Below are 23,359 nucleotides of genomic sequence, written 5' to 3'. Positions count from 1 at the left end.
TCAGGCGGCGAAGCTCTGGACGAAGCGGCTGGCGGTGTTCTTGAAGCGCGCCATCTGCTCGTCGACCTCGCCGAAATTCTTCTCGACGTCGTCGATTTCGCTTGCGACGCCCTCCGTGTCGGCGCGGATCGCGGCGATCGTGCTCGACATCGAATCGGCGGCGAGCGCGGTCTCGTCGACTGCGGCGGTGATCATCGTCACCGTCTGCGCCTGCATCTCCATCGCCTTGCGGATCCGGTCGGCGCTGGTCTGCACTTCCTCGACCGTGTGACGGATCGAATCGTTTGCCTCGACGGTCTGCTTGGTCGCGGTCTGGATGGCGTTGATCTTGGCGGCGATGTCGTCGGTGGCCCGGGCGGTCTGGCTGGCCAGGCTCTTCACTTCCTGGGCGACGACCGCGAAGCCGCGGCCGGCGTCGCCGGCACGCGCCGCCTCGATGGTGGCGTTGAGCGCGAGAAGGTTGGTCTGGCCGGCAATGTCGCGGATCAGGCCGAGGATCGATTCGATCGCCTCGACATGGGCCGACAGCGCCTTGCTAACCTGCACCGCGGTGTCGGCCTGGCCGCCGGCGCGGGTGGCGACGCCCGCCGCGACCTCGACTTCCGAGCGCGCTTCCTCGATCGCCATGATCAGGCCGGCTGCGGTCTGCGCCGCCTCGCGCATCGCGACGGCCGATTGCTCGGCGGCGGCGGCGACTTCGCTGGTCTTGCCGAGCATTCCGCGCGCCGCGGTCGACGCTTCCGACGCGCGGCCGCGCAGGCGCCGGCTGCCCGACGCGGTCTGGTCGATGACCGACAGGATTTCCTGGTTGAACTCGGAGCCCTGCGCGGCGCGGCGGGTGCGCTCGGCCTTGACCCGCATCGCGTCGTTATGGGCGGCGAAGACGTCGAGCTCGAGGATCGTCGTCGCATGCTGCGCCGCCTGGAGCTGGTGGAGCGTCGCGAAGTCGCCGGCGAGCGCCTTGGCGAGCGCCTTCTGGGTCTGGTCCGACGCCGCGCAGATTCCGGAGAAGAGCGTGGTCAGCGAGATGCCGGCGGCGTTCGCCGCCTCGACATAGGAGCCGGCCATCTCGACCCAGCGACGGTCGTCGAGCGTCGTGTAGCGCGCGGTGAGATAGGGGATGAGCCGCTGGACCAGCTCGTCCATCTTCTTGGCGCCGATCGGCTGCTTGACCTCGGGCGAGCGGGCATATGTAGACCAATAGGCGCGGGCGATCGCTTCCGCCTCGCCCGACACGTGCCGCCAGATCTCGGCGCAGCGCTCCGCCAGTTCGCCCGACGGATCGAACATCTCGATGCGGCCCTTGAGCCGGACTTCGTCCTCGTTCACCACTTCAGAAGGCATGCTGGTCGTCGTCCCTTCGCGTCTCGCTTCGGGAAGGAGCCTTAAGCGGTCACTGGTTAAGATGATCTTAGCCAAGCAGGCGCCGGCGCGGCGGCCCGCGACGCGCCCTTGCAACACAGGCCAAGCGGCCTAAAAGCGGGCGTTCAACAGGGGAGGCCCGGACAAAATGCTCGCACCTTCGTCGCGGCCGCTCTCGCCGCATCTGACGATCTGGCGTTGGGGCCCGCACATGCTGGTGTCGATCCTTCACAGGATCACCGGCGCGGGACTGGCGATCGTCGGCGGCGCCGTGCTGCTGTGGTGGCTTTGGGCCGCCGCGGACGGCCGCGAATCCTACGAATATTTCGTCGGCTGGGCGACTCACTGGACCGGAATCGTGGTCGGCGTCGGGCTGACCTGGGCGTTCCTTCAGCACCTCGCCTCGGGCATCCGCCACCTGGTGATGGACGTCGGCGCCGGCTTCGAGCTCAATACCAACAAGCGCTGGTCGACGATCGTCGCGATCGTTCCGGTGCTGCTGACCGCCCTGTTCTGGGCCTATATCCTCTTCGGAGACCAGCTGTGAGCATCGAAACCCCTCTGAGCCGCGTGCGCGGCCTCGGCCCGGCCGGCCATGGCGGTCAGGATTGGTGGGCGGTTCGCCTCAACAGCGTCGCCCTTCTGCTCCTCTCGGTGTGGCTCGTCGCCTCGCTTCTGCGGCTGCCCGCCGTCGACTATGCGACCGTCACCGAATGGCTTCGCGATCCGCTCGCGGCGGTGCCGATGCTGCTGTTCGTCGTGACGACCTTCTGGCACATCCAGCACGGCCTTCGCGAAGTGATCGACGATTACGCCCATGAGGAGAGCCAGCGGGTGCTGTGGATCACCCTGCTCGCCTTCTTCGTCTATGGCGGCGGGGCCCTCGCCGCCTTCTGCGTCCTCAAGGTCGCGCTGGCCGGGGCTCCGGTCTAGCCGCCCGCCGCCGCGCGGTCAGCGCGCGGCCGGCAAGGTGAAGCGGAGGACGGCGCCGCCCCCGGGGGCGTTGTCGGCGGTCAGCTGGCCGCCATGTGCCTCGATGATCGTTCGGCTGACCGGCAGGCCGATGCCCATCCCCTCGCTCTTCGAGGTGACGAACGGCACGAACAGCCGGTCGAGCACGGCGGGGTCGATTCCGGGGCCGCTGTCGCAGAACCGGGTCTCGATCATCTTGCCCGCCCGCGCGGCGGCGATGCGCAGCCGGCGCTCCGCCGCGCCGGCCATGGCCTCGCTGGCATTGCGCACGATGTTGAGGATGACCTGCTCGATCTGCGTGCGGTCGACGAGGACCGTGAGTCCGTCCGGCAGGTCGAATTCGAAGGCAATGTCCGCGTCCGCGCCGCCGATCAGCGCAAGGCTGCACGCGTCGCGGACCAGCGTGGCGACATCGCTCTCCTGACGGCGCATCTCGCTTTGCGATACCGTGGCGCGAATCCGCGCGATGGTGGCGCCGGCACGCATCAGGCTCTCGTCCGCCTGCACCAGCCCCGACCGCGCGAGCACGTCGTTCCTGCGATCGAGCGCGTGACGGGCGCCGCGCACGAAATTGGCCGCGGCGATGATCGGCTGGTTGACCTCGTGGGCGAGGACCGAGGCCATCGTTCCCATCGCGCTCACCCGCGACAGGTGGATGAGCTCGTTCTGGAGCAGCGCGACCCGTTCCTGGGCGCGCGCCTTCTCGGTCCGGTCGAAGCCTATGACGAAGATGCTTCTGACCGTGCCGTCGGCGGTGCGCACCGGCTGATAGACGAAGTCCATGACCCGCTCGTTGGCCGGTGACCCGGGTCCCGATCCCAGCATGACCCGCCGGTCGCGTTCGGAATGGGCGACGCCGGTGCGCCGGGCGTCGTCCAACGCCGCGACAAGTCCCTCGCCCTCCAGCTCCGGAATGGCGTCGGCGGCCGCGCGACCGACGAGCTCGCGGTTGCCGAGCAATTGGCGCATCGCCTCGTTGACGAACACGATCTCGTGCTTGGGTCCGGTGAGCAAGGCCGCGAAACCCGGAGACTGTTCGAGCAGTTCGCGCAGGCGGTCGCGGTCGCGCGCGATCTCGCGCTGGCTCTCGACCGCGGTGGTGGTCTCGACCAGCGTGATCTGCACGCCGGCGACGGAATCGTCTTCGTCGAACACCGGCGACGAGCAGAAGATGAAGTGGCCGGTCTCGCCCGATCCTTCGCGCCTGACCGGTAGGTCCGGAATGAAGGTGCCGCGCCCCCCTCTCGCTTCCTCCACCAGGGCCGACAGCGCCGGCCACAGGTCCGGGCTGACCTGGGGATAGGCTGCGCCGATGCCGTGTGGAAGCGGCGGGCGGACGAAGCGCAGATAGGAATCGTTGTGGATGGTGATGAGGTCCGCCCCCCAGATCAGCGCCCTCGGCTCCTGATTGTTGACCAGCATGCCGACCGCGGTGCGTAGCGACTGCGGCCATGCCGCCAGCGGCCCCAAGGGCGACGACGACCAGTCATGGACGCGGATCTCCCGGCCCATCTCGCCGCCATGGTCCAGGAAAGAGAGGCCGTGCGGCGTGACATTCTCCATGAATAGAAGTGCTTGGATGCCAGAAGCGCGGGCCGCCCGGCAACGGGGATTTGCAACTTATGTTACGGGTGCGGATCGATTTCGGGACACGGGCCTCGCCTCTCAGCCCGCCCTTGCAACGAGCCGCGTTCCGCCTAAAAGCGGCGACATCAGGAGGCTCGGCGGGGCAACGCGCCGGGGCAGGTTCATGGGGGCAGGCTCGATGCATCGTCCATTCGGGCACCGGCCGCACGCCCCTGTCGTCGGCGGGAGCGCGGCATAATGGCTGAAGCCTATCAGCGGATCGACCACAGCTACGACGTCGTCGTCGTCGGCGCCGGCGGCTCGGGCCTTCGCGCGACCATGGGCGCGGCCGAGAAGGGGCTGAAGACCGCCTGCATCACCAAGGTGTTCCCGACCCGAAGCCACACCGTCGCAGCGCAGGGCGGGATCGCCGCCTCGCTCGGCAACATGGGCCCGGACCACTGGACCTGGCACATGTACGACACCGTCAAGGGCTCCGACTGGCTCGGCGACCAGGACGCGATCGAATATATGGTCCGCGAGGCTCCGGCCGCGGTCTATGAGCTGGAGCATGCCGGCGTTCCGTTCAGCCGCACGAGCGAGGGCAAGATCTACCAGCGGCCGTTCGGTGGCCACATGCAGAATATGGGCGCCGGCCCGCCCGTTCAGCGCACCTGCGCCGCCGCCGACCGCACCGGCCACGCCATGCTTCACGCGCTCTACCAGCAGAGCCTGCGCTACGACGCCGACTTCTTCATCGAATATTTCGCGCTCGACCTGATCATGGACAACGGCCGCTGCGTCGGCGTCGTCGCTTTGTGCATGGAGGACGGCACCGTCCACCGCTTCCGCAGCCATGCCGTTGTGCTCGCGACCGGCGGCTACGGCCGCGCCTATTTCTCGGCGACCTCGGCGCACACCTGCACCGGCGACGGCAATGCGATGGTGCTCCGCGCCGGCCTTCCGCTCCAGGACCTCGAGTTCGTCCAATTCCACCCGACCGGCATCTACGGCGCGGGCGTGCTGATCACCGAGGGCGCGCGCGGCGAGGGCGGCTACCTCACCAACTCCGAAGGCGAGCGCTTCATGGAGCGCTACGCCCCGTCGGCGAAGGATCTGGCGTCACGCGACGTCGTGTCGCGCTCGATGGCGATGGAGATCCGCGAGGGCCGCGGAGTCGGTCCCAACAAGGACCACATCTTCCTCCACCTCGACCACATCCCCGAGAACATCCTGGCCGAGCGCCTCCCCGGCATCACCGAGACCGGCAAGGTGTTCGCGAACGTCGACCTCACCCGCCAGCCGCTGCCTGTCGTTCCGACCGTCCACTATAATATGGGCGGCATCCCGACCAATTATCATGGCGAGGTCGTGACGCTGAAGGACGGCAATCCGGACTCGGTTGTGCCCGGTCTGTTCGCGGTCGGCGAGGCGGCCTGCGTGTCGGTCCACGGCGCCAACCGCCTCGGCTCCAACAGCCTCATCGACCTGGTCGTGTTCGGCCGCGCCGCCGGCCACCGCCTCGGCGAGATCCTGAAGCCCGGCACCGCGGCACCGTCGTTGCCCAAGGACAGCGACGCCCTGGCGCTCAATCGCCTCGACCATTTCCGCTTCGCCAAGGGCGGCAGCCCGACCGCCGAGGTCCGCGACCAGATGCAGCGCACCATGCAGTCCGACTGCGCGGTGTTCCGCACCGAGCAGACGCTCGAGGAGGGCAAGGGCAAGATCGACGCGGTCTACAAGCGGATGGAGGACATCCAGGTCACCGACCGCTCGCTGATCTGGAATACCGATCTCGTCGAGACTCTCGAGCTCGACAATCTGATCAGCCAGGCCGTCACCACCATGTACAGCGCCGCCAACCGCAAGGAGAGCCGCGGCGCCCACATGCACGAGGACTATCCCGACCGGAACGACGCCGACTGGATGAAGCACTCGATCGTGTGGTTCGACGGCTGGGGCGGCACCGGCGGCGGCGTCAAGATCGACTACCGCCCGGTCCACGACTACACGCTCACCGACGAGGCCGAGTACATCAAGCCCAAGGCCCGCGTGTACTGAGGCGGCGCGCGGGCCGGGCGTCGGGCGCCCGGTTCAGCGCGCGCTTGATATCCGAAGGCGACGAGGATGGCGCCGCCCGGCCCGCCCGCCAGTCGACTTGGTTACCGCTTTCTTCTGGGCGAGGACGGCAGGGCCCGCGGCCGCCCGGTCGGCGTCACGCCTGACCCGCGCGGCGCGCTGATCGTCGCCGACGAGCTTTCCAACACGATCTGGCGGGTCACGCCGCCGCGCGCGCCGCCGCCCCCGCGATGAGGCGCGTCGGCGAAACTAGCGGCTGAATAAGAATTTGGTCGGGGAGAGAGGATTCGAACCTCCGGCCCCTGCCTCCCGAAGACAGTGCTCTACCAGGCTGAGCTACTCCCCGACCGATCAATCCGGGCCCGGTCGAGACCGGGCCGGCGGAGGCAGAGGCGGGTCTATAGGGGCCGAGTTCGGGGAGTTCAAGCGCCCGAAAGCCCCCTGACCACGCTTTTCCCGACTATCTCGCCGAGCTTCCGTCGTCGGTGACGATCCACTCCGACACCTGGCAGATGTTGACGTCGCGCTGCTCGCGGGTCGAGCCGTCGGCGAACTGCGCCTGGAGGTCGTAGCGGCACTCGCCATTATTGTCGTTGAAGTCGACGATGGTCGACTGGCCGGCCGACAGGGTCAGGGTGGGGATGCGGTCGGCGCCCCAATTCTGGTCGCTGGTCGGCGAGCCGCGCAGGAAGCTGATCGTCTGGCCGCTATTGTTGACGATGCGCACCCGCCGGTCGAAATTGTCGGCGCCCGCGCGCTCGCTGTCCGATCCCATGCGGACGGTGGAGCCGCCATTCTCGCCGCCCGAGCGCTCGCCATTGCCGCGCTCGCCGTTGCGGCGCTCGTCAGTGCTGCGCTCGCCGCTCCGGTCTCGGCTGTCGTTGCCGCCGCCGAGCATCGACTTCATCTTGCCGTCGCCGCGCTCGGCGCTTTCGGAACCGCCGCCGCAGGCGGCCGCGCCGGCGATCAGCAGGATGGCGGCGGTGCCCGCGCCGAAGCGGCGCAGCCGGCTGGTGAAGTTGTGTGACATGGCGATCTCCCCTCGATTACGTCGTGCGGCCGATTCCGAGCTGCCGCAACATTTCCTCGACATACGTGAATTTCTCGCGCGGCGATCCGTCGCGGGCGCGCTCGGCCTCGGCCGCCTCGATCTTCTGCCAGTCGCGGAAGGTGACGATGTCGACCTGCCGCTCGTCGAGCAGCCGGTCGAGGCCCGGCCGGCCCGACTTGCGGCTGAGCGCGGTGCCGAAATCGGCATGGATGAGGTCGGCGATTGCGAAGCCGTCGGGCCGGTTGGTGCCGATCGTGCCCGTAGGCCCGCGCCGCGCCCAGCCGACGCAATAGAGACCGTCGCCGATCCGCCCCTCGTCATTGGCGAAGCGGCCGTGATCTTCATCATAGGGGACGCCGTCGATCGGCGGCGTTCGGTAGCCGATGCAGCTGACCACCAGGCCGCACTCGACCGCATAGGTCTCGCCGGTGCCGACGGCGCGGCCGGACTCGTCGAGCTTGGTGCGCTCGACGATCACCCGCTCGACCTTGCCGTCGCCTTCGATGCGCACCGGCTTGGCGAAGAAGTCGAAGTCGATCGTCTTGGGCTTGTCGCCGACGGGCGGGTTGGCGGCGAAATCGCGCAATATGGTGACCGACTTGCGCAGCCCCGGATCGAGCGCGGCGTCGTCCTCGACCGGCGGCAAGTCGGCGGGATCGACTCGCGGCGCCGCCCGCTCGAGATGGCCGAGCTCGCCCAATTCCTTCGGGGTCATCGCGATCTGGTGCGGCCCGCGCCGGCCCAGCACATGGATGTCGCGGATCGCCGAAGCCTGCAGAGCGTCCAGCGCGCCCGCGACGATGTCGGAGCCCTCGAACTCGTGCGCGGTCTTCGACAGGATCCGGGCGACGTCGAGCGCGACATTGCCGTTGCCGATCACCACCGCGCCGGGCGTGTCGAGCCTCGGCGCGAGCCCGACGAAGTCGGGATGGCCGTTATACCAGCCGACGAAGGCCGCCGATCCGACCACTCCGGGCAGGTCGTCGCCGGGGATCCCGACCGGCCGGTCGTTCGGCGCCCCGGTCGCCAGGATGACCGCGTCGTAGAGTTGCTGGAGCTCGTCGATCGCGACGTCCTTGCCGACCGTGACGTTGCCGACGAAGCGGACATTGTCGCTCAGCGCGACCTTCTCGTAGCGCTTGTACACCGCCTTGATCGACTGGTGGTCGGGCGCGACTCCGAAGCGGATCAGGCCGTAGGGGACGGGCATCCGGTCGATGACGTCGACATGGACGTCCGCGCCGTAGATCTTCTGCAGCGCCTCGGCGCTGTAATAGCCGGCCGGCCCAGACCCGATCACCGCGACATGACGCATTGAGGACTCCCGCCGCTCCACTCGTTGGTGATGCTTAGCGGGCGCGGGCCGGGGCGCAAAGGCGCCGCGTCAGCTCTTGGTCTTGGATTTGTCCTCGAGCATCTGCTCGCCGCCCTTGCGGATGCCGGCCTCGATCAGCGGGCGGAAGAAGCCGAGCGCCGGCGGAAGCACGATCTCGACGCGCACGAGCGTCTCCTGGACGTCGACCGCGGCGCGAACGTCCTGGCCCATCAGGCCGATGGCGAGGTTGAGCTTGTCGCCGGTCCAGCCGCTCTCGACGGTGGCGCCCGCGGGCAGGTGCCGGCCGAGGCTGCCGGTGCCGTTCTCGATCCGGCGCCGGGCCTCGGCGCGGCCGAGATTGTGGGGAAGGTCGACGGAAAGTGGGGTCATAGGTTCGGCTCTAGCGGTGCGCCGGCGCGATGGCGAGGCCGTCGCCGTCCTGCCCGGCGGCGAGGCGGCGAAGCACCGTTCCGCTCGCCATGTCGATCTCGGCGATCTGGTTGCGCCCGGTCTCGGCAGCATAGAGCCGGTGTCCGTCGGCCGAGAACAATATCGTGACCTGCCGCGCCTGCTCCTCGCCGCTCACGGGAACGGTGCGCACCGCCGCGCGGGTGGCGGCGTCGATGACGGTGAGGCAGCCGCAGCCGAGATTGGAGGTGACGATCCAGCGCCCGTCCGGGCTCGCCAGCACCCGGATCGGCACCGGCCCGGTCGCGACCTCGGCGACCCGCTCGAAGCTGGCGGCGTCGAACGCCTGCACGCGCGCGCCGCGCAGGTCGCCGACCCACAAGGTGCGCCCGTCCGGAGTCAGCGCGATCCCTTCCGGGCTGCCGCCGACCGCGATGTCGCGCAGCTTGGTGCCGCTGGCGAGGTCGAGCACGCTCACCGTGCCGTCGGCGATGTTGGCGGTGAAGGCGCGGCGGAAGTCGGGCGCGACCGCGACCATGTGGGTGCCGCGCTGCCCGGTCGAAATCGCGGTCACCGCGTCGCCCCGCCGCGTGTCGACGACGGTCAGCGACTGGCTGCGCTCGGTCGTCGCCACGATCCGCCCGTCGGGCAGCCAGGCGATTCCGTGCGGCCCCTGATTGGGGGCGAGGTCGATGACCCGCAGCCGCTCCCGTGTGGCGATGTCGAAAATGTCGATCGACTGCGCCCCGTAGGACACCACCGCGGCCTGCCGCCCGTCGGGCGAGATGGCGATCTCGTGAGGCATCCGCCCGGTCGCGGCTCGGCCGAGCTCGCGCCCCGTGGCGAGATCGATGAAGCTGACGCTGTCCTCGCCCTTGTTGCCGACCAGCAGGGTCCCGGCCGCGTCGCTCGGCGCGGGCGCGTCGCTCTGGGCGAGGAGGGCGGCGGCGAGGATCAGCAGCTTCATGGGTCACTCCGGCTGGTGTGTGACGACATTAACACAGCGGACCTTCGCCGCAACCACCCCATTGGCAATCGCGGCTTCTCGGTTATGCCGGGGCGGATGTTCCGCCTGCGGCTACTCCTCGCGACGATCCTGCTCGCCGCCTGCGCCGCGCCGGCGGCCGCTCAGGAGTTGCCCACCGAGGGGCAGAGCGAGGCGGCCTACCATGCCTTCCTCGCCGCCAAGCCGCACGTCGCCACAGAGGTGCGCGCCTTCGAGGCCTGGCTTCGGCGCAAACAGGTCCACGCCGTCCTGCCGACCTGGCAGCTTCTGCGCACCGCGACGATGTGGCGCGAGTGCAACGGCCCGCCCTTCCAGGTGCCGCCGCGCAAATATTGGGAGAATGTCGCCGCGACCCTGCGCTTCGTGCAAGCCCATGTCGTGCCCGCGGTCGGCCCGGTCCAGGCGGTGTCCGGCTACCGCAATCCCGGCCTCAACCTTTGCGCGCGCGGCTCGGCGGGCAGCGCCCACCGCGATTACAGCGCGCTCGACCTGGTTCCGTTAAAGCCGCTCGACCGCCGCCAGATCTTTGACCGCATGTGCCGGGTCCACCGCCGCAAGGGGCAGGCCGCCGGCGTCGGGCTCGGCTTCTATGCCTTCACCCGCTTCCACATCGACACGCGCAGCTTCCGCCGCTGGGGCTCGGCCGGACCGATGGGAAATGAGTCCCCCTGCGCGGTGATCGAGCGCGGCGAGGACCCGCTGGCGCCGCCTTTGCCGGCTCCCCTGCCGGCGCCGCTTCCGGTTCAGCCTCCGGTCATTTTGCCACCGGTTTCGCCGACTCCGCAGGAAGTTCCATCGAATCCGCCGCCTCCGGGCCGATCTGCGATGAATCGATAGCCTGCCGGGGTGAATTGCGAACGGCGGGGGTCACACCCGCGAAAAGCCAACTATATCAAGCGCATGCAAAAATTCACGGTTGGGGCCGCGGTTGCGGCGGCGCTCTCGCTCACTCTGGCTCCGGCCACGGCCACCGCTCCGGTCGCGCAAGCGCAGCCGGCGGGCGGCATCGCCCAGGCGCAGCTGACCAGCGCGACCGCGTCCGCGGCGACCGCCGCGGTGCCGGTCCGAATCGACGGCTTCGCGCAGGACAACGGCCCCGAGATCACGCCCGGCCAGTCGCGCGCCGATTTCGCCGCATGGCTCGCCCGCTCGCCGGCCAATCGCGACGCGCTGACCGAGTTCCAGAACCACCTCAATGCCAACGGCGTCGGCGACGTCGTTCCGGTATGGCAGCTGGTGCGGACGTCGTCGTCCTTCCGCCAGTGCGGCGCCGCCGGTTTCGAGGTCGCCCCGCGCGACAAGTGGGACAATATCGTCAAGACGCTTCAGTTCGTGAAGCGCGACGTCGTCCCCGCGGTCGGTCCGGTCCAGCCCGTCTCGGGCTATCGCAATCCCGAACTCAATCGCTGCTCCAACGGCGCGCCCGCCTCGGCCCACCGCCACTTCTTCGCGCTCGACCTGGTGCCGGTCTCGGCCTCGGTCAGCCGCCGCGACCTGGTTCGCGGCGTCTGCGCCGCCCATGCCCGCGACGGCCGCACCTACGAGGCCGGCCTCGGCTTCTATTCGGGGGTGCGCTTTCACGTCGACTCGAACGGCTTCCGTCGCTGGGGGCCCAACGGTCGCGGCGCGACGAGCCCCTGCGTGACCGGCGCCTGAGCCGTCCCGGCTGCGTCGGCAGCCACCGAAACGATCCCCTTGCAAGGCCGCTCTCCGGTGGAGGACGGCCCTGTTCGTCGTTGACGGTTTCGCTTTCGTCGCAATGGCTTCACCTCGGTCCGGCAACGGAGTAAGACGCAGGGACGGGCAAGAGGGGAGACATGCTCATGTCGCGTATCGTGCTGATTTCGGCCCTGGTTATGGGCAGCCTTGCGACGCCGCTGCCGGCCGTCGCTTCCGTGGCGGCGGCGCAGGCCAATGCGCAGACGTGCCAGCAAACGCCGGCGCGCCAGACCCGGCGCAACATTCTCGGCGGGATCGGCGGCGCGGTTGCCGGCGGCCTGCTGGGATCGAACCGCGTGACCAGCACGATCAGCTCCGTGCTTCCGGTCCAGACTTTGCTCACCGACGCGCTGATGAACCTGCTCGACACCTGCGAGCAGCAGAAGGCGGCGCAGGCGACCGAGGAGGTCACCACCCGCGCCGAGCGCGGCGGAGTCGGCACGACCTCCGAATGGACCAGCGACACCCGTCCCGGCGTTCGCGGCCGCTCGACCGTCACCGCGGTCGACAATCCCGGCCAGGGCCAGGGCGGCCAGCGCTGCATGACCGTCACCGACATCGTCATCATCGACGGCGAGGAGACGTCGATGCCCAAGCGCATGTGCCGCACGCCGCCCTCGACCCGCTATGCGCGCGTCTAAGCTGCTCGCGGGCCTTGTCGCCGCCGCCTTGACCTGCGGACAGGCGACGGCTCAGGCCCGCGACCCGGCCAACCCGACCTGCCCGGCCAATCCCGATTGGTCGAACATCCCGTCGATGACCTTCACCTACGAGGTCATCAACGGAGTCCGAGTGCTCAAGGCGGAAGGCCGGATTGACCAGCAGACGCCGACCCGGCTGGAGGCTGCCCTCGCCGAATATGAGGATCAGTTCGACGAGATCTGGCTGCGCTCGCCGGGCGGCGACGCCCGCGCCGGGACCCAGGCCGGCTTCATCATCCGTCAGGCCGGATATCCGACCCGCATCCCCGCGGGCTGGGCCTGCTTCTCGGCCTGCAATTTCATGTTCATGGGCGGCGGCGTCCGCTTCGTTGACCCGGGCGGCCTGTTCATGGTCCACATGTTCACTCATGTCGGCCAGGGCAGCGCGGTGCGCCAGGACCTTGCCCGCGGCGGCGAGCAGACCGCCGGCATCGTCGGCGAGATCGAGCAGGCCTCGGCCCTGCTCGCCACCGAGGACAACGATTTCCTCATCCGCATGGGCGTGTCGCGCAACCTGTTGACCGACATCATGTACCAGGTGCGCGCGGTCCCCGCCGGGCCGGACCGCGAGACGCGCCGCTGCCTCAGCCAGGACGAGATCATCCGCTACAATGTCGGCCACCGCGAAGGCTGACCGGCGGGGAAGGGGGAAGTGATGCGGCCGATGCTCCTGCTTCTGGCCCTGGCCGCTTCCCCCGCCGCCGCGGAGCCGGACGACTGCCTCGCCGACACCACTCCTGCGGCCGCGGATGCCAGCCGCCAGCCGATGCGCTTCACCGTCGAGGAGCGCGGGCCGCTGGCCGTGCTCCGCGCCGAGGGCACGATCGACGTCGGCGCCGCCGCGCGGCTCGCGCCTCTGCTTGATTCCGACCCCGACGAGATCTGGTTCGATTCGCCCGGCGGCGACGTCCGCGAGGCGCTACTGATCGGCCGCGAGCTCCGCGCCCGCCGCGCCTTCACCCGCATCCCGCCGGGCGCGCGCTGCGTCGGCGCCTGCGCCGAGGCGTTCCTCGGCGGAGTCGCTCGCGAGGTCGACGAGGGCGGCCGCCTCGGCGTCACTGCCGTGCCCTTGTCCGACCCTTCGTCCGCCCAGACCCAGGCCGAGCGCGAGAATGCCGCCGCGCGCTGGGCCGAGGAGCGCGCCGATTATTATATCCGCGCCGGCATCAGCCGCGGGCTTCTGCGCCTCCAGCTCGACACGCCCGCGCCCGGAATTTGCTGGCTCAGCGACGCGGGCCTCAGGCGCTACAACGTGACGAACCTGCCAGCCGCGGAGGCTCGGTCCGGCGACTAGGGTCCTTATCAATCGGGCTAGCCTGCCCGAAAAGCCCTCTCCCCAGCGGGGAGAGGGTTGGGTGAGGGGGCTCGGACTCGACGATTATCCTCAAACCCCGAACCCCCTCACCAACTCCGCCTAGGCGGCAGAGCCGCCAAGGCTCCGTAATCCTCTCCCCGCCGGGGAGAGGGCGCGTGGGAGTTGCGAGTGCGAACCCTAGTCCGCCGCCCGCCATTCGCCCGGCGCCAGCCCGTCCAGGCTCCATTCGCCGACGCTCCACCGCACCAGCCTCAGCGTGGGGAACCCAACCGCCGCGGTCATCCGCCGAACCTGGCGGTTGCGCCCCTCGCGGAGGGTCAGCCGGAGCCAGCTGTCGGGCACGCTCTTGCGGAACCGCACCGGCGGGTCGCGCGGCCACAAGGCCGGCGGCTCGATCCGCTCGACCTCCGCCGGCCGGGTCATTCCGTCCTTCAGCTTCACGCCCCGCCGAAGCGCCGCCAGCGCCCCCTCGTCCGGCTCGCCCTCGACCTGGACCAGATAGGTCTTCGTCATCTTGAACCTGGGGTCGGCGATCCGCGCCTGCAGCCGCCCGTCGCCGGTCAGCAGCAGAAGCCCCTCGCTGTCGCGGTCCAGCCGTCCCGCCGCATAGACGCCCGGAACGTCGACATAATCGGCCAGCGTCGACCGTGACGGCCCGGCGCCCTCATCGGTGAATTGCGGAAGCACGCCATAAGGCTTGTTGAACAGGATCAGCCGCGGCCCCGCCGGAGCGGCTCGCTCTTCCCTCCGCGAGTGCTCGGCCTTCCTGCGCACCTCTGCCTCTTCGCTCGCCGCCGGGACGATCAACGAGGTCCCCGTGCCATCGGCGATGGCCGGCGTCTACAGGTCGGTTCGCCGATCAAAGACGAAGGTCGGGGCGGAACTGCCGGATCGTGGCGAGCAGGTGGCGCAGCCGCCGATCGTAGAAGGTCGTGTTGATTCCGAAGGCGCGGTTCGAGCCGGACCGCTGGAACCGCACGATCTGCTGGAGACCCGAGTTCATCGTCGACACGCCGCTTATGTCCCGCCACGGCACCGGATCGTCGCCCAGCTTCCTCGTCCAGATGCCGCGCTCGTCGGCGCGCACCTGGGGCGCACGGTTCAGCGCGCGCATCAGGAACACCGCCGCTGCTCCGACGCAGGCCGCGACGATCGACCAGCCGACCGCCGGCTGAGCGTCGCTCCCGGTCGGGATCACGCCGGCTGCCGCGAGTCCGAGCACGGACAGGGCCAGGCTTGCCGCGGCAAGGCCCAGATGGACCGGGCGGGACCAGCGCGCTTCGTAATGCATCTTCCACTCCCCTTCTTCGGCTTCGTTCCGCTCAGCACCGCGCCTCGAGCACCATGTTGAACGGTCCCTCGGTTGCGCGCCGCACCTGCCCGAACCCCGCCCCGGCGAGCACCTCGGTCAGTCTCGCCTCGCCGGCCTGGGCGCCCAGTGCCTCGCCCACTTCCTGCGCAAGCGAGGTCGGCACGCAGATCATCGTCGACGCGTTGTAGAACAGGCGGCTCACCGGGTTGCCGACATTGTCGGCCGGCGAGTCCCCGGCGATCGGCTCGACGATCATCCACACGCCGTCATCCTTGAGCAGCGAGCGCATGTGGCGCGCGCAGCCGCGCGGATCGCCCATGTCGTGAAGGCAATCGAACATGGTGATGAGGTCGAATTCGGTGTCGCCAATGTCCTTGGCGGGGACCGCCTCGAAGCGGACCCTGTCGCCAAGCCCGTGCGCCGCGGCGTGGGCGTTCGCCTGATCGATCGACGGCTCGTGGAAATCGTAGCCGACGAAGCGGCTGTTGGGGAAAGCCTTGGCCATCAGCAAGGTCGAGAAGCCGACGCCGCAGCCGATGTCGGCGACCGTCGCTCCGGCTTCGAGGCGCGGCACCATGCCGTCGATCGCGGGCAGCCACGACTGCACGATCCCGTTGACGTAGCCGGGCCGGAAGAAGGCGCCGACCGCGCAGAACAGGCAGCCGGAGGATTCGCCCCATGTCACTCCCGCCCCGGTCCTGAAGCCCGCCTCCACCTTCGGCTCGCCCTCGATCATCGAGGCCGCGAGATCGAAGGCGCCGGCGAGGTAGAGCGGGCTGTCCTCGACCGCGAACACCATCGCCTGCTCTGGAGACAGGCTGAAGCGGCCGTCCGACGGATCCAGGGTGACGTAGCCGTTGGCGGCCTGCGCCATCGCCCATTCCCGAACGTAGCGCTCGGCAAGGCCGAGGCGCGCCGCCAGCTCGCCGGCGGTCGCCGGACCGTCGGCGTGGAGCGACCGGAACAGGCCGAGCCGGAAGCCGATGCGGACCGTCGGCACGCTGAACGCGCCGCCGAGATCGCCGAGCATCTTGCCGACCAGCGCGTCGAGCGCCTGCGCGTTCACCTCTGCCATCGCACCGTCTCCCGTCTGGATGAGCCGGCATGGTCGGCCGGAAGGCAGCCGCGGCCAATGACCGCATGCCCGGAAAAATTGATCGAAACGCCGGCGATCTGCTAGCTGTCTCCACTAGGCCAGATGGAGCGATCCACATGGAGACGACCGCGAGGGCGCTTGACGACCCGCCCGCTCACTCGAGCGACCCCGCGGTGTCGCGCGCCCTCCATCTGATCCACTCCCGCTTCGCCGAGAAGCTGGACACGGCAACGCTCGCTCGCGAGGCCGGCGTCTCGCGCAGCGTCCTCGGTGAGCGCTTCGCCAGGCTGATCGGCGAGCCGCCGATGCATTATTGCGGCCGCTGGCGGCTTCGCCAGGCCGCGATCATGCTTCGCGATGGCGACCGCAAGGCGGGCGAGGTCGCCTATGCCGTCGGCTTCGGAAGCGAGGAGGCGTTCAGCCGGGCATTCCGGCGCGCCTACGGCCAGGCGCCGGCGACGTGGCGGCGGCAGGCGCGCTCATCCCGCTCTCCCGAGGCGCTCCCACGCCAGCAGGTGCATCATTGCACGGCGCGCGACGGGACACGCCTCGCCTGGTCTTCGGTCGGCGCCGGCTTTCCGCTGGTGAAGACGGCCAACTGGCTCAACCATCTGGAATTTGATTGGGAGAGTCCGGTCTGGCGGCACTGGCTCAGGGAGCTGATGCGCGACAATCGTCTGATCCGCTATGACGAGCGCGGCAACGGCCTGTCGGACTGGGATCCGACCGAGCTGTCCTTCGACAGCTTCGTCGACGATCTCGAGAGCGTCGTCGAGGCGGCGGGCCTCGCCGAGTTCGACCTGCTCGGCATCTCGCAGGGCGCGCCCGTCGCCATCGCCTATTCGCTTCGCCACCCGGGCCGGATCCGCCGAATGGTGCTTCTCGGCGGCTATGCCCGCGGCTGGGCGCTTCGCCTGAAGGGCGAGGATCTGGCGCGGCGGGAGGCGATGGTGACCCTCACCCAGACCGGCTGGGGAAGCGACGTTCCCGCCTACCGCCAGATGTTCACCGGCCTCTACATCCCGGGCGGCACGCCCGAGCAGCTCGACTGGTGGAACGAGCTTCAGAAGGTGTCGGCCACGCCCGCCAATGCGGTCCGGCTCCAGCGTGTGCTCGGTACCATCGACGTGACCGGACTGCTCGCCAGGGTGACCGTGCCGACCCTGGTTGCTCACGCGCGCAACGACCATGTGATCGCGTTCGAGGCGGGCCGGGAGCTCGCCGACGGCATCCCCGGAGCCACCTTCGTGGAGCTCGACAGTGCCAACCATGTGCTCCTGGAGCACGAACCGGCCTGGCCGCATTTCCTGACCGCGATGCGGAGGTTCCTTCGCCGCTGATTGCCTGGGCGGCCCACGGCGCCTTCTGCACCAGCGGATCGAATGGCTGGGCGGGCCGTGGCCGGACCGCGCCCGCTTTCGCGCCGACCGCCCCCGTGATAGTCTGCGCTCGCGACAGCAGGGGGAGCTTGACGTTATGTCGAGTGCCATCAGCCGCCAATTCGCAGCCGCCGTCGCGCTCGGCGCGGCGATCCTCGGACTGGCTTCGATCAGCCATCGCGAGATCGCCGCCGCGGACCATCTCGACGCGCCGACCCGAACCGATCCGGCCTTCGACCAGATCCCGGACCGCCCCGCCGACATCGCCGACGTCTATGCGTGGCATACCGCCACCGACGTCATCGTCGCGCTCACCTTCGCGGGCCCCAATCCCGCCGACCAGGCCGGCACCTACGACCGCGACGTCCTCTACGAGATCAACATCTCCAATGACGGGATCCCCGAGACGACCGAGGTGCCGATCCGGATCCGCTTCGGGCATGACGGCAACCGCCCCGGCGTTCAGGTCACCGGCCTGCCGGGCGGCGCGTCGGTCGAGGGACCGGTCGAGGAGACTCTCGCCGTCAACGGCATGCTGGTCCGCGCCGGCCTGTTCGACGACCCCTTCTACTTCGATCTCCAGGGCTTCCGCGAGACGCGGTCGATGGGAACCTTGCGCTTCAACAACCAGCGCGACTTCTTCGCAGGCCAGAACGACACCGGCGTGGTGATCCAGATCCCCCGCGCGCTGATCCAGGCCCAGCCCCGGCTGATCCACGTCTGGTCGGCGGCGTCGCGCTTCGGGGGCAATCTGTGATGGCGCGGCCGCTCGCCGCCGCCGTCGCCCTGCTCCTTCTCGCCGTTGCCGGCTGCGACGGCGGCGGGATTGCGGGCGGCAACCCGCCGCCTCCGCCTCCGCCGCCGCCGGCCGCCGCCAGTTTCGACGTGACTCCGTGCCTTCTCCAGTTCGTCGCGCCGGGGCAGAACCTCGCGTTCCTCGTCATTCCCGACGTGCTGACCATCAACACCGCGCGGCCGGCCTCCTTCCCCAACGGCCGAACCCCCGCCGACCCGGTGATCGACCGAACGCTCGCTCTGATCTTCCTCGATTTCAGCCGCCACTCGGTCGACACCTTCCACAACATCCCGGTCAATCCGGGCGGCAACGACGTCGCTCTGCCAGCCTCCTTCCCGTGGCTCGCGCCGGCCTTCGGCGGCCAGCGCCCGTCGCTCGGCGGCAGCAATTTCGATTTCCGGACCGATCCCGAGTCCGCCTACACGCGGGTCGACCGCATGGGCATGCCCGCCATCGCCACCGCGCTGATCGGAAGTGCTTCGAAAATTCCCTATAATGACGACAGCCCGCCACAGGACCTGTCCGCCCCGCCGGGATCGATGACCTTCAAATGGGTGCCGGAGATCCGCAGCCAGCTGACCACGCTGACCAACGCCCTGGCGGACGACTTCCGGGCGGCGGGGCTGACGATGTGCGCTCAGCCCATCTGACGTCGGGGCCGGCCGCCGCGGTGCGCGCGCTGGCGGTCGCCGCCATCGCCCTCGCCGCGATCGTCGCGATCGACCGCCTGCCCCAGCCGGCGCCGCCTTCCACCGCGACCGCCCCGCCCGCGACCGGCCCCGCACGAAGCTACGGCCAGCTCCTCGCCCAGCACGATTCCGCCCTGGCCGAACGCCGCGAGCGGGCAGGGGAGCGCCCCGGCGAATGGCTGGTCGAGGAGCAATATGCCCGCGCCGCGCTCGCCCGGGCTCGGCTGACCGGCTCCTATGACGACTATGCGACCGCCGAGCAGGCGCTGGGCCGCGCCTTCGCCCACGCCCCGCCGGGCGCCGGCCCCCATCTCAGCCAGGCCGTCCTCGACCTGGCGCTTCACCGCCTCGGCCCCGCCGAGCAGGCGCTCGCCGCGATCGACCGCTACGCCGTCCCGCCCGATCCCGGCGAGCGCGCCGAAATCGCCGCCATGCGCGGCGACATCGCTTTCTATCGCGGCGACTATGCGGGGGCCCTTCGCCGCTACGACGAAGCCGACTCGCTCGAGCCCGGAATCGCCCATTTCCGCCGCGCCATCTTCCATTCCAAGATGGGCCGCGCAGACCTCGCCGAGCGCCATTTCGGCCTCCACGAACAAAGGCTGGCCGCCGCCGACCGCCACGGCCGCGCCAATGTCGAGCTCCAGCGCGGAATCCTCGACCTCGACGCCGGCCGCACCCGCGGGGCCATCGCCCATTTCCGCGCCGCCGGCGTGCTCTTCCCCGGCTGGTGGCTGGTCGACGAGCATGTCGCCGAGGCGACCGCGTTGCTCGGCGACACCGCGCAGGCCGAGCGCCTCTACCGCGACGTCATCCGCCGCACCGGCAGCCCGGAGTTCATGGACGCGCTCGGCGCCCTGCTGCGAGCCCGCGGCGCCGGCGCCGAGGCCGAGACCCTTCGCCGCCAGAGTGCGGCCATCTGGGAGCGCCGCCTCCGCCAGTTCCCGGAGGCGGCCTTCGGCCACGCCGTCGACCATTGCCTCGCCTTCGCCCGCCCCGGCTGCGCGCTCGCGCTGGCCCGGCGCAACTTCGCCGCCCGGCCCTATGGCGAAGCCGGCGAGAAGCTCGCCCGGGCCCTCGCCGAATCCGGCCGCCCCGCCGAGGCGCGCGCCGTCATCGAGCGGGTCCTCGCCAGCGGCTGGCGCACCCGCGATACCGATCGCCTCGTCCACCGCCTCGCCGCCGCCCGGTCGGCCCGATGACCGGGGCGCAAGTGGAAGCGGGTGCATTACTAGGCCGACTGGAATCGTGACGTTGCTGCAACAAGACGAGGAAAAAGTCGTGACCCAGTAGAAACGACTTTTCGATTTCGTGCTTATCTGGCTCTCTTGTTGCGTCGAACCGATGGAGTCGGACATGACCAAGGGAATCGTCAACGTGCGTTCCGGTTGTGCGGCGGTGGCTCTGATCGCCGCGTTCCTTGCCACCCCAGCGGCCGCTCAGGGCATTCAGCCCGACCAGCCGGTCCGCACCGACGCGGAGGGCAACGCGGTCCAGGGTGAAGATGTGGTCACCGTGACCGGCTCCCGAATCCGCCGCAATCCGCTCGATCTTGACGCTCCGGTGGTCTTCGTCGACCAGGACGACATCTCGCGCACCGGCCTCAACTCGATCAACGACGTGCTCCAGCGGCTGCCGAGCTCGGGCGGCGGGCTCAATTCCAGGTTCAACAACAGCGGCAATCTCGGCAACCCGCCCGACGGCGGCGGAGTCGGCGCCGGCGCGGCGGAGATCGACCTTCGCTACCTCGGCTCGCGCCGCGTTCTCGTCCTCGTCGACGGCCTGCGCTACGTGCTCGGCGCCTCGGCCAGCGGCGTGCCGGGCTCGACCGACCTCAACTCCATCCCCGAAAGCGCGATCGAGCGAGTCGAGGTGCTTCAGGACGGCGCGTCGGCCATCTACGGCTCCGACGCGATCGCCGGCGTGGTCAACATCATCACCAAGAGCCGCCAGGACGGATTCCTCGCTCAGGCCCAGATCGGCGGCTATGACGAAGGCGACGGCTTCACCCAGAACTACCAGCTCAGCTGGGGCAATGGCGGCGACGGCCCGCTGCGGGTCGTGGTCGGCGGCAATTATGTCCGGCAGGACCCGGTCTTCTCGGGCGAGCGCGCGCTGTCGGCCTTTCCCGAGCCCTACACCAGCGCCTGCCAGGCGACCTGTTCCAGCTTCACGCCCAGCGGGCGCTACACCGGCAGCATCTTCCTCGGCGGCAATGCGACCCTGATCGCGCCGGTGATCGGACGTTCGGCGACTCCCGCGGACTTCCGGGGCTTCGTCAGCCCGGCCGACCGCTTCAACTTCCAGCCGTTCAACTTCCTGCAGATCCCGCTTGAGCGGATCGGCCTGTTCGGCAACCTGCGCTACGAGCTGTCCGACAGCGTCAATTTCTCGCTGCGGGCGCTGTGGAACCAGCGCGAGTCCAGGAATCAGGCGGCGCCGCTGCCGTTCGGAATCGGGCCGACCTCCGGCCTTACTCCGGTCCTCAGCAACATCGTGGTCAGCGCCACCAATCCGTTCAATCCGTTCGGGGTCGATCTCGGCGGCAGCAACAACAATGTCGGCGCCATCTTCCGGCGCTTCCTCGAAGGCGGGCCGCGCCGGTTCCACCAGACGGTCGACACCATCTACGGAGTCGCGAGCGTCGACGGCGAGTTCCAGATCGGCGGCAACGCCTGGTTCTGGGACGTCAGCGCCTCCTACGGCCGCAACCAGGCCGAACAGACCATGTTCGGCAACATCCACTCGGGACTGCTGCGTCAGGCGCTCGGCCCCATCTCCGGCTGCACCGCGCCCTGCGTCCCGTTCAACCTGTTCGGCGGCTTCGGCTCGATCACTCCGGAGATGATCAACTTCGTCACCTTCGAGCAGAATGACAGCAGCGAGCAGAGCCAGTTCGACGCGACCGCCAATCTGTCGGGAAGCCTGTTCGACCTTCCCGGCGGCCCGGTCGGGCTCGCGGTGGGCGTCGAATATCGCGATCTGGAGGGCCGGTTCGACCCCGACCCGGTGGTCTCGGCGGGGTTCAGCTCCGACATCCCGGCGCAGCCGACCAGCGGCGGCTACGACGTCCGCGAGGCCTATGCCGAACTTCGCCTGCCCCTGCTCCGCGACACCGCCTTTTTCCACCGGCTCGAGCTGACCGGCGCCGCGCGCTACTCGGACTATTCGACCTCGGGCTCGACGACGACGTTCAAGGCCCAGATCAACTGGCAACCGATCGAGGACCTGCTGTTCCGCGGCAGCTGGGCCGAAGGGTTCCGTGCGCCGTCGATCGGCGAGCTGTTCGGCACCCAGTCGCGCTTCGACGAGGTGCTCGACGATCCCTGCTCGTCCCATACCGGCAACCTGGCGCCGCGGCGCTTCGCCAACGATGCCGAGGTCAGGGCCGCGTGCATCGCGGCCGGCGTGCCCGCCAACGGCAGCTATCAGCAGGCCAACGCTCAGATCTCGGTGACCACCGGCGGCAACCAGGCGCTCGCCCCGGAAAATTCCGAAAGCTATGTGTTCGGCGGCGTCTACAGCCCGTCCTGGCTTCCGGGCCTGTCGCTCGAGGTCAATTATTACGACATTGAGGTGGTCGGTGCGATCCAGGCCATTCCCCGCTCGACCACGGTGCTCAACTGCCTGCTGACCAACGATCCGGCGACCTGCGGGCTCGTGACCCGGGTCAATGGCGAGTTGATCGAGGTCCAGGGCTTCCTCCAGAACATCGCCGCGATCCGCACCGACGGCATCGACGTCAACATCGCCTATCGCGGGCTGGAGACCGGCATCGGCACGCTCGGCTTCACCTGGAACAGCACCTTCCTGCAGAATTTCGACGTCGTCGTTCCGGGGCCGACGGGGCCGGATCTGCTGAGCAGGGAGGGCACCCAGGTCGGCGCCCCGGCCCAGGCCTTCCCCGATTTCAAGTCGGTCGGCGTGGTCGATCTCGACACCGGTCCCTTCGGCCTGACGCTCATCGGCCGCTACGTTTCGGAGCTCGAGGAGGTGGGCGGCAACGTGATGGAGTCGGTGTTCTACACCGATCTCCAGGTGCGGTTCGACGTCGGCCCGGACGACCGGTTCGGCTTCGCCTTCGGAGTCAACAATCTGTTCGACGTCGAGACGCCGGGCTGCGTGACCTGCGAATCCAACAACTTCTCGCAGACCGCGCACGACATCCCCGGCCGCTATTTCTACGCCCGCGCCCGAGTCCGCATGTAGGGGTTGAACGTCAGCCGGGACGAGTATCTCCCGTTGACGGATGCGGCTGAGTGCCAAGGCTGAGAACCGATGGCGACTGCCCGGTCGAGGTGATCTTTGCCGCCGCGCCGTCGCCCCATGAACGCGCGCGCCGATAAGCCCGCCGGCGCCAAGGCATCGGCAGCCCGCCGCTGAGGCCGAAGCGCGGGTGAGGTCGGCGGCCTGGATCGGCGTCTGAAGTGGTCCGCGCCGCGGCGCGCTGCCGATGCCTCGACGCTCAAGCCAGCCTCTCGCGGCAACGGGTCAACCATCCGATCGGCGTCAGGCGCCCCACCAAATGTTGACCACTATCAAGGCGGACCGATGCCCGCCGCCTATTCTCCGCGTCGCATGGGCGGGGCCCCG

General features: G+C 69.4%; 23 protein-coding genes and 1 tRNA gene. 14 read left to right on the top strand and 10 right to left on the bottom strand.

Going from position 1 to position 23,359, the window contains the following annotated elements; translation table 11 throughout:
* Entirely contained in the window at window positions 1–1,344 is a 1,344-nt protein-coding gene (locus tag G7B71_RS05915) for a methyl-accepting chemotaxis protein (protein ID WP_166038853.1), read from the bottom strand.
* 166 nt (window positions 1,345–1,510) lie between these two features.
* Here G7B71_RS05915 and sdhC point away from each other — a divergent pair, with 166 nt between their 5' ends.
* Both sdhC and sdhD read left to right on the top strand, forming a co-directional pair.
* Window positions 1,511–1,909, top strand: a complete 399-nt coding sequence (sdhC, locus tag G7B71_RS05910; protein ID WP_166038851.1) for a succinate dehydrogenase, cytochrome b556 subunit — start codon at window positions 1,511–1,513, stop codon at window positions 1,907–1,909.
* Window positions 1,906–2,295 carry a succinate dehydrogenase, hydrophobic membrane anchor protein gene (sdhD, locus tag G7B71_RS05905; protein ID WP_166038848.1) on the top strand — a complete coding sequence of 130 codons (390 nt, stop codon included), beginning with the start codon at window positions 1,906–1,908 and terminating at the stop codon, window positions 2,293–2,295. The genes sdhC and sdhD overlap by 4 nt, the downstream gene beginning before the upstream one ends.
* 18 nt (window positions 2,296–2,313) lie before the next feature.
* Here the strand turns inward: sdhD and G7B71_RS05900 are convergent, their stop codons facing one another.
* A complete protein-coding gene (locus tag G7B71_RS05900) occupies window positions 2,314–3,897 on the bottom strand; it encodes a PAS domain-containing sensor histidine kinase (protein WP_166038846.1) in 1,584 nt (527 codons plus the stop codon).
* A gap of 261 nt (window positions 3,898–4,158) precedes the next feature.
* Here G7B71_RS05900 and sdhA point away from each other — a divergent pair, with 261 nt between their 5' ends.
* A complete protein-coding gene (sdhA, locus tag G7B71_RS05895; RefSeq protein WP_166038844.1) occupies window positions 4,159–5,961 on the top strand; it encodes a succinate dehydrogenase flavoprotein subunit in 1,803 nt (600 codons plus the stop codon).
* 66 nt (window positions 5,962–6,027) lie between these two features.
* Entirely contained in the window at window positions 6,028–6,213 is a 186-nt protein-coding gene (locus tag G7B71_RS05890) for a hypothetical protein (protein WP_207774724.1), read from the top strand.
* A gap of 35 nt (window positions 6,214–6,248) precedes the next feature.
* Here the strand turns inward: G7B71_RS05890 and G7B71_RS05885 are convergent.
* The 5 genes from G7B71_RS05885 to G7B71_RS05865 all read right to left on the bottom strand — a co-directional run bounded on the left by G7B71_RS05885 (window position 6,249) and on the right by G7B71_RS05865 (window position 9,720).
* A tRNA-Pro gene (locus G7B71_RS05885) sits at window positions 6,249–6,325 on the bottom strand.
* Window positions 6,326–6,439: 114 nt separating this feature from the next.
* Window positions 6,440–7,009, bottom strand: coding sequence for a hypothetical protein (locus tag G7B71_RS05880; RefSeq protein ID WP_166038842.1), 570 nt, complete (start codon window positions 7,007–7,009; stop codon window positions 6,440–6,442).
* Window positions 7,010–7,025: 16 nt separating this feature from the next.
* Window positions 7,026–8,345, bottom strand: a complete 1,320-nt coding sequence (locus G7B71_RS05875) for an FAD-dependent oxidoreductase (protein ID WP_166038840.1) — start codon at window positions 8,343–8,345, stop codon at window positions 7,026–7,028.
* A 69-nt stretch (window positions 8,346–8,414) separates the two neighbouring features.
* Window positions 8,415–8,735: a polyhydroxyalkanoic acid system family protein gene (locus G7B71_RS05870; protein WP_166038838.1), complete on the bottom strand. Its 321-nt coding sequence runs from the start codon at window positions 8,733–8,735 to the stop codon at window positions 8,415–8,417.
* Between the two features lie 10 nt (window positions 8,736–8,745).
* A complete protein-coding gene (locus G7B71_RS05865; protein ID WP_166038836.1) occupies window positions 8,746–9,720 on the bottom strand; it encodes a cytochrome D1 domain-containing protein in 975 nt (324 codons plus the stop codon).
* A gap of 96 nt (window positions 9,721–9,816) precedes the next feature.
* Between G7B71_RS05865 and G7B71_RS05860 the strand changes: the two genes are divergently transcribed.
* The 5 genes from G7B71_RS05860 to G7B71_RS05840 all read left to right on the top strand — a co-directional run bounded on the left by G7B71_RS05860 (window position 9,817) and on the right by G7B71_RS05840 (window position 13,473).
* Window positions 9,817–10,596, top strand: a complete 780-nt coding sequence (locus G7B71_RS05860; RefSeq protein WP_166038834.1) for a D-Ala-D-Ala carboxypeptidase family metallohydrolase — start codon at window positions 9,817–9,819, stop codon at window positions 10,594–10,596.
* Window positions 10,597–10,659: 63 nt separating this feature from the next.
* Entirely contained in the window at window positions 10,660–11,415 is a 756-nt protein-coding gene (locus G7B71_RS05855; RefSeq protein ID WP_166038833.1) for a D-Ala-D-Ala carboxypeptidase family metallohydrolase, read from the top strand.
* A gap of 161 nt (window positions 11,416–11,576) precedes the next feature.
* Window positions 11,577–12,119 carry a hypothetical protein gene (locus tag G7B71_RS05850; RefSeq protein ID WP_166038831.1) on the top strand — a complete coding sequence of 181 codons (543 nt, stop codon included), beginning with the start codon at window positions 11,577–11,579 and terminating at the stop codon, window positions 12,117–12,119.
* Complete coding sequence (locus tag G7B71_RS05845; protein ID WP_166038828.1) at window positions 12,106–12,813, top strand: hypothetical protein; 708 nt, start codon at window positions 12,106–12,108, stop codon at window positions 12,811–12,813. The genes G7B71_RS05850 and G7B71_RS05845 overlap by 14 nt, the downstream gene beginning before the upstream one ends.
* 21 nt (window positions 12,814–12,834) lie before the next feature.
* Complete coding sequence (locus G7B71_RS05840; protein WP_166038826.1) at window positions 12,835–13,473, top strand: hypothetical protein; 639 nt, start codon at window positions 12,835–12,837, stop codon at window positions 13,471–13,473.
* Between the two features lie 198 nt (window positions 13,474–13,671).
* Here G7B71_RS05840 and G7B71_RS05835 read toward each other — a convergent pair whose 3' ends face one another.
* The 3 genes from G7B71_RS05835 to G7B71_RS05825 form a co-directional block, all read right to left on the bottom strand.
* Window positions 13,672–14,268 carry an rRNA large subunit pseudouridine synthase E gene (locus G7B71_RS05835; RefSeq protein WP_243406123.1) on the bottom strand — a complete coding sequence of 199 codons (597 nt, stop codon included), beginning with the start codon at window positions 14,266–14,268 and terminating at the stop codon, window positions 13,672–13,674.
* 85 nt (window positions 14,269–14,353) lie between these two features.
* Window positions 14,354–14,785 carry a hypothetical protein gene (locus G7B71_RS05830; protein ID WP_166038824.1) on the bottom strand — a complete coding sequence of 144 codons (432 nt, stop codon included), beginning with the start codon at window positions 14,783–14,785 and terminating at the stop codon, window positions 14,354–14,356.
* Window positions 14,786–14,816: 31 nt separating this feature from the next.
* Window positions 14,817–15,881, bottom strand: a complete 1,065-nt coding sequence (locus tag G7B71_RS05825) for a class I SAM-dependent methyltransferase (RefSeq protein WP_166038823.1) — start codon at window positions 15,879–15,881, stop codon at window positions 14,817–14,819.
* Window positions 15,882–16,018: 137 nt separating this feature from the next.
* Between G7B71_RS05825 and G7B71_RS05820 the strand changes: the two genes are divergently transcribed.
* From G7B71_RS05820 to G7B71_RS05800, 5 genes are all read left to right on the top strand, one after another.
* Entirely contained in the window at window positions 16,019–17,242 is a 1,224-nt protein-coding gene (locus G7B71_RS05820) for an alpha/beta fold hydrolase (RefSeq protein ID WP_166038821.1), read from the top strand.
* 136 nt (window positions 17,243–17,378) lie between these two features.
* Complete coding sequence (locus tag G7B71_RS05815; protein ID WP_166038819.1) at window positions 17,379–18,038, top strand: DUF4331 family protein; 660 nt, start codon at window positions 17,379–17,381, stop codon at window positions 18,036–18,038.
* On the top strand, window positions 18,038–18,727 hold the full coding sequence (locus tag G7B71_RS05810) for a DUF4331 domain-containing protein (RefSeq protein ID WP_166038817.1): 690 nt from the start codon (window positions 18,038–18,040) through the stop codon (window positions 18,725–18,727). Before G7B71_RS05815 ends, G7B71_RS05810 begins: the two co-directional genes overlap by 1 nt.
* Entirely contained in the window at window positions 18,709–19,968 is a 1,260-nt protein-coding gene (locus G7B71_RS05805; protein ID WP_166038815.1) for a tetratricopeptide repeat protein, read from the top strand. The genes G7B71_RS05810 and G7B71_RS05805 overlap by 19 nt, the downstream gene beginning before the upstream one ends.
* 154 nt (window positions 19,969–20,122) lie before the next feature.
* Entirely contained in the window at window positions 20,123–22,975 is a 2,853-nt protein-coding gene (locus G7B71_RS05800; RefSeq protein WP_166038813.1) for a TonB-dependent receptor, read from the top strand.
* The last annotated feature ends 384 nt before the right edge of the window (window positions 22,976–23,359 follow it).

It is taken from the genome of Sphingosinicella sp. YJ22, from assembly GCF_011320075.1.
GTDB lineage: Bacteria > Pseudomonadota > Alphaproteobacteria > Sphingomonadales > Sphingomonadaceae > Allosphingosinicella.
The sequence above is the reverse complement of the archived record's forward strand: the minus strand, read 5'-3'. Positions and strand labels throughout refer to the sequence as shown.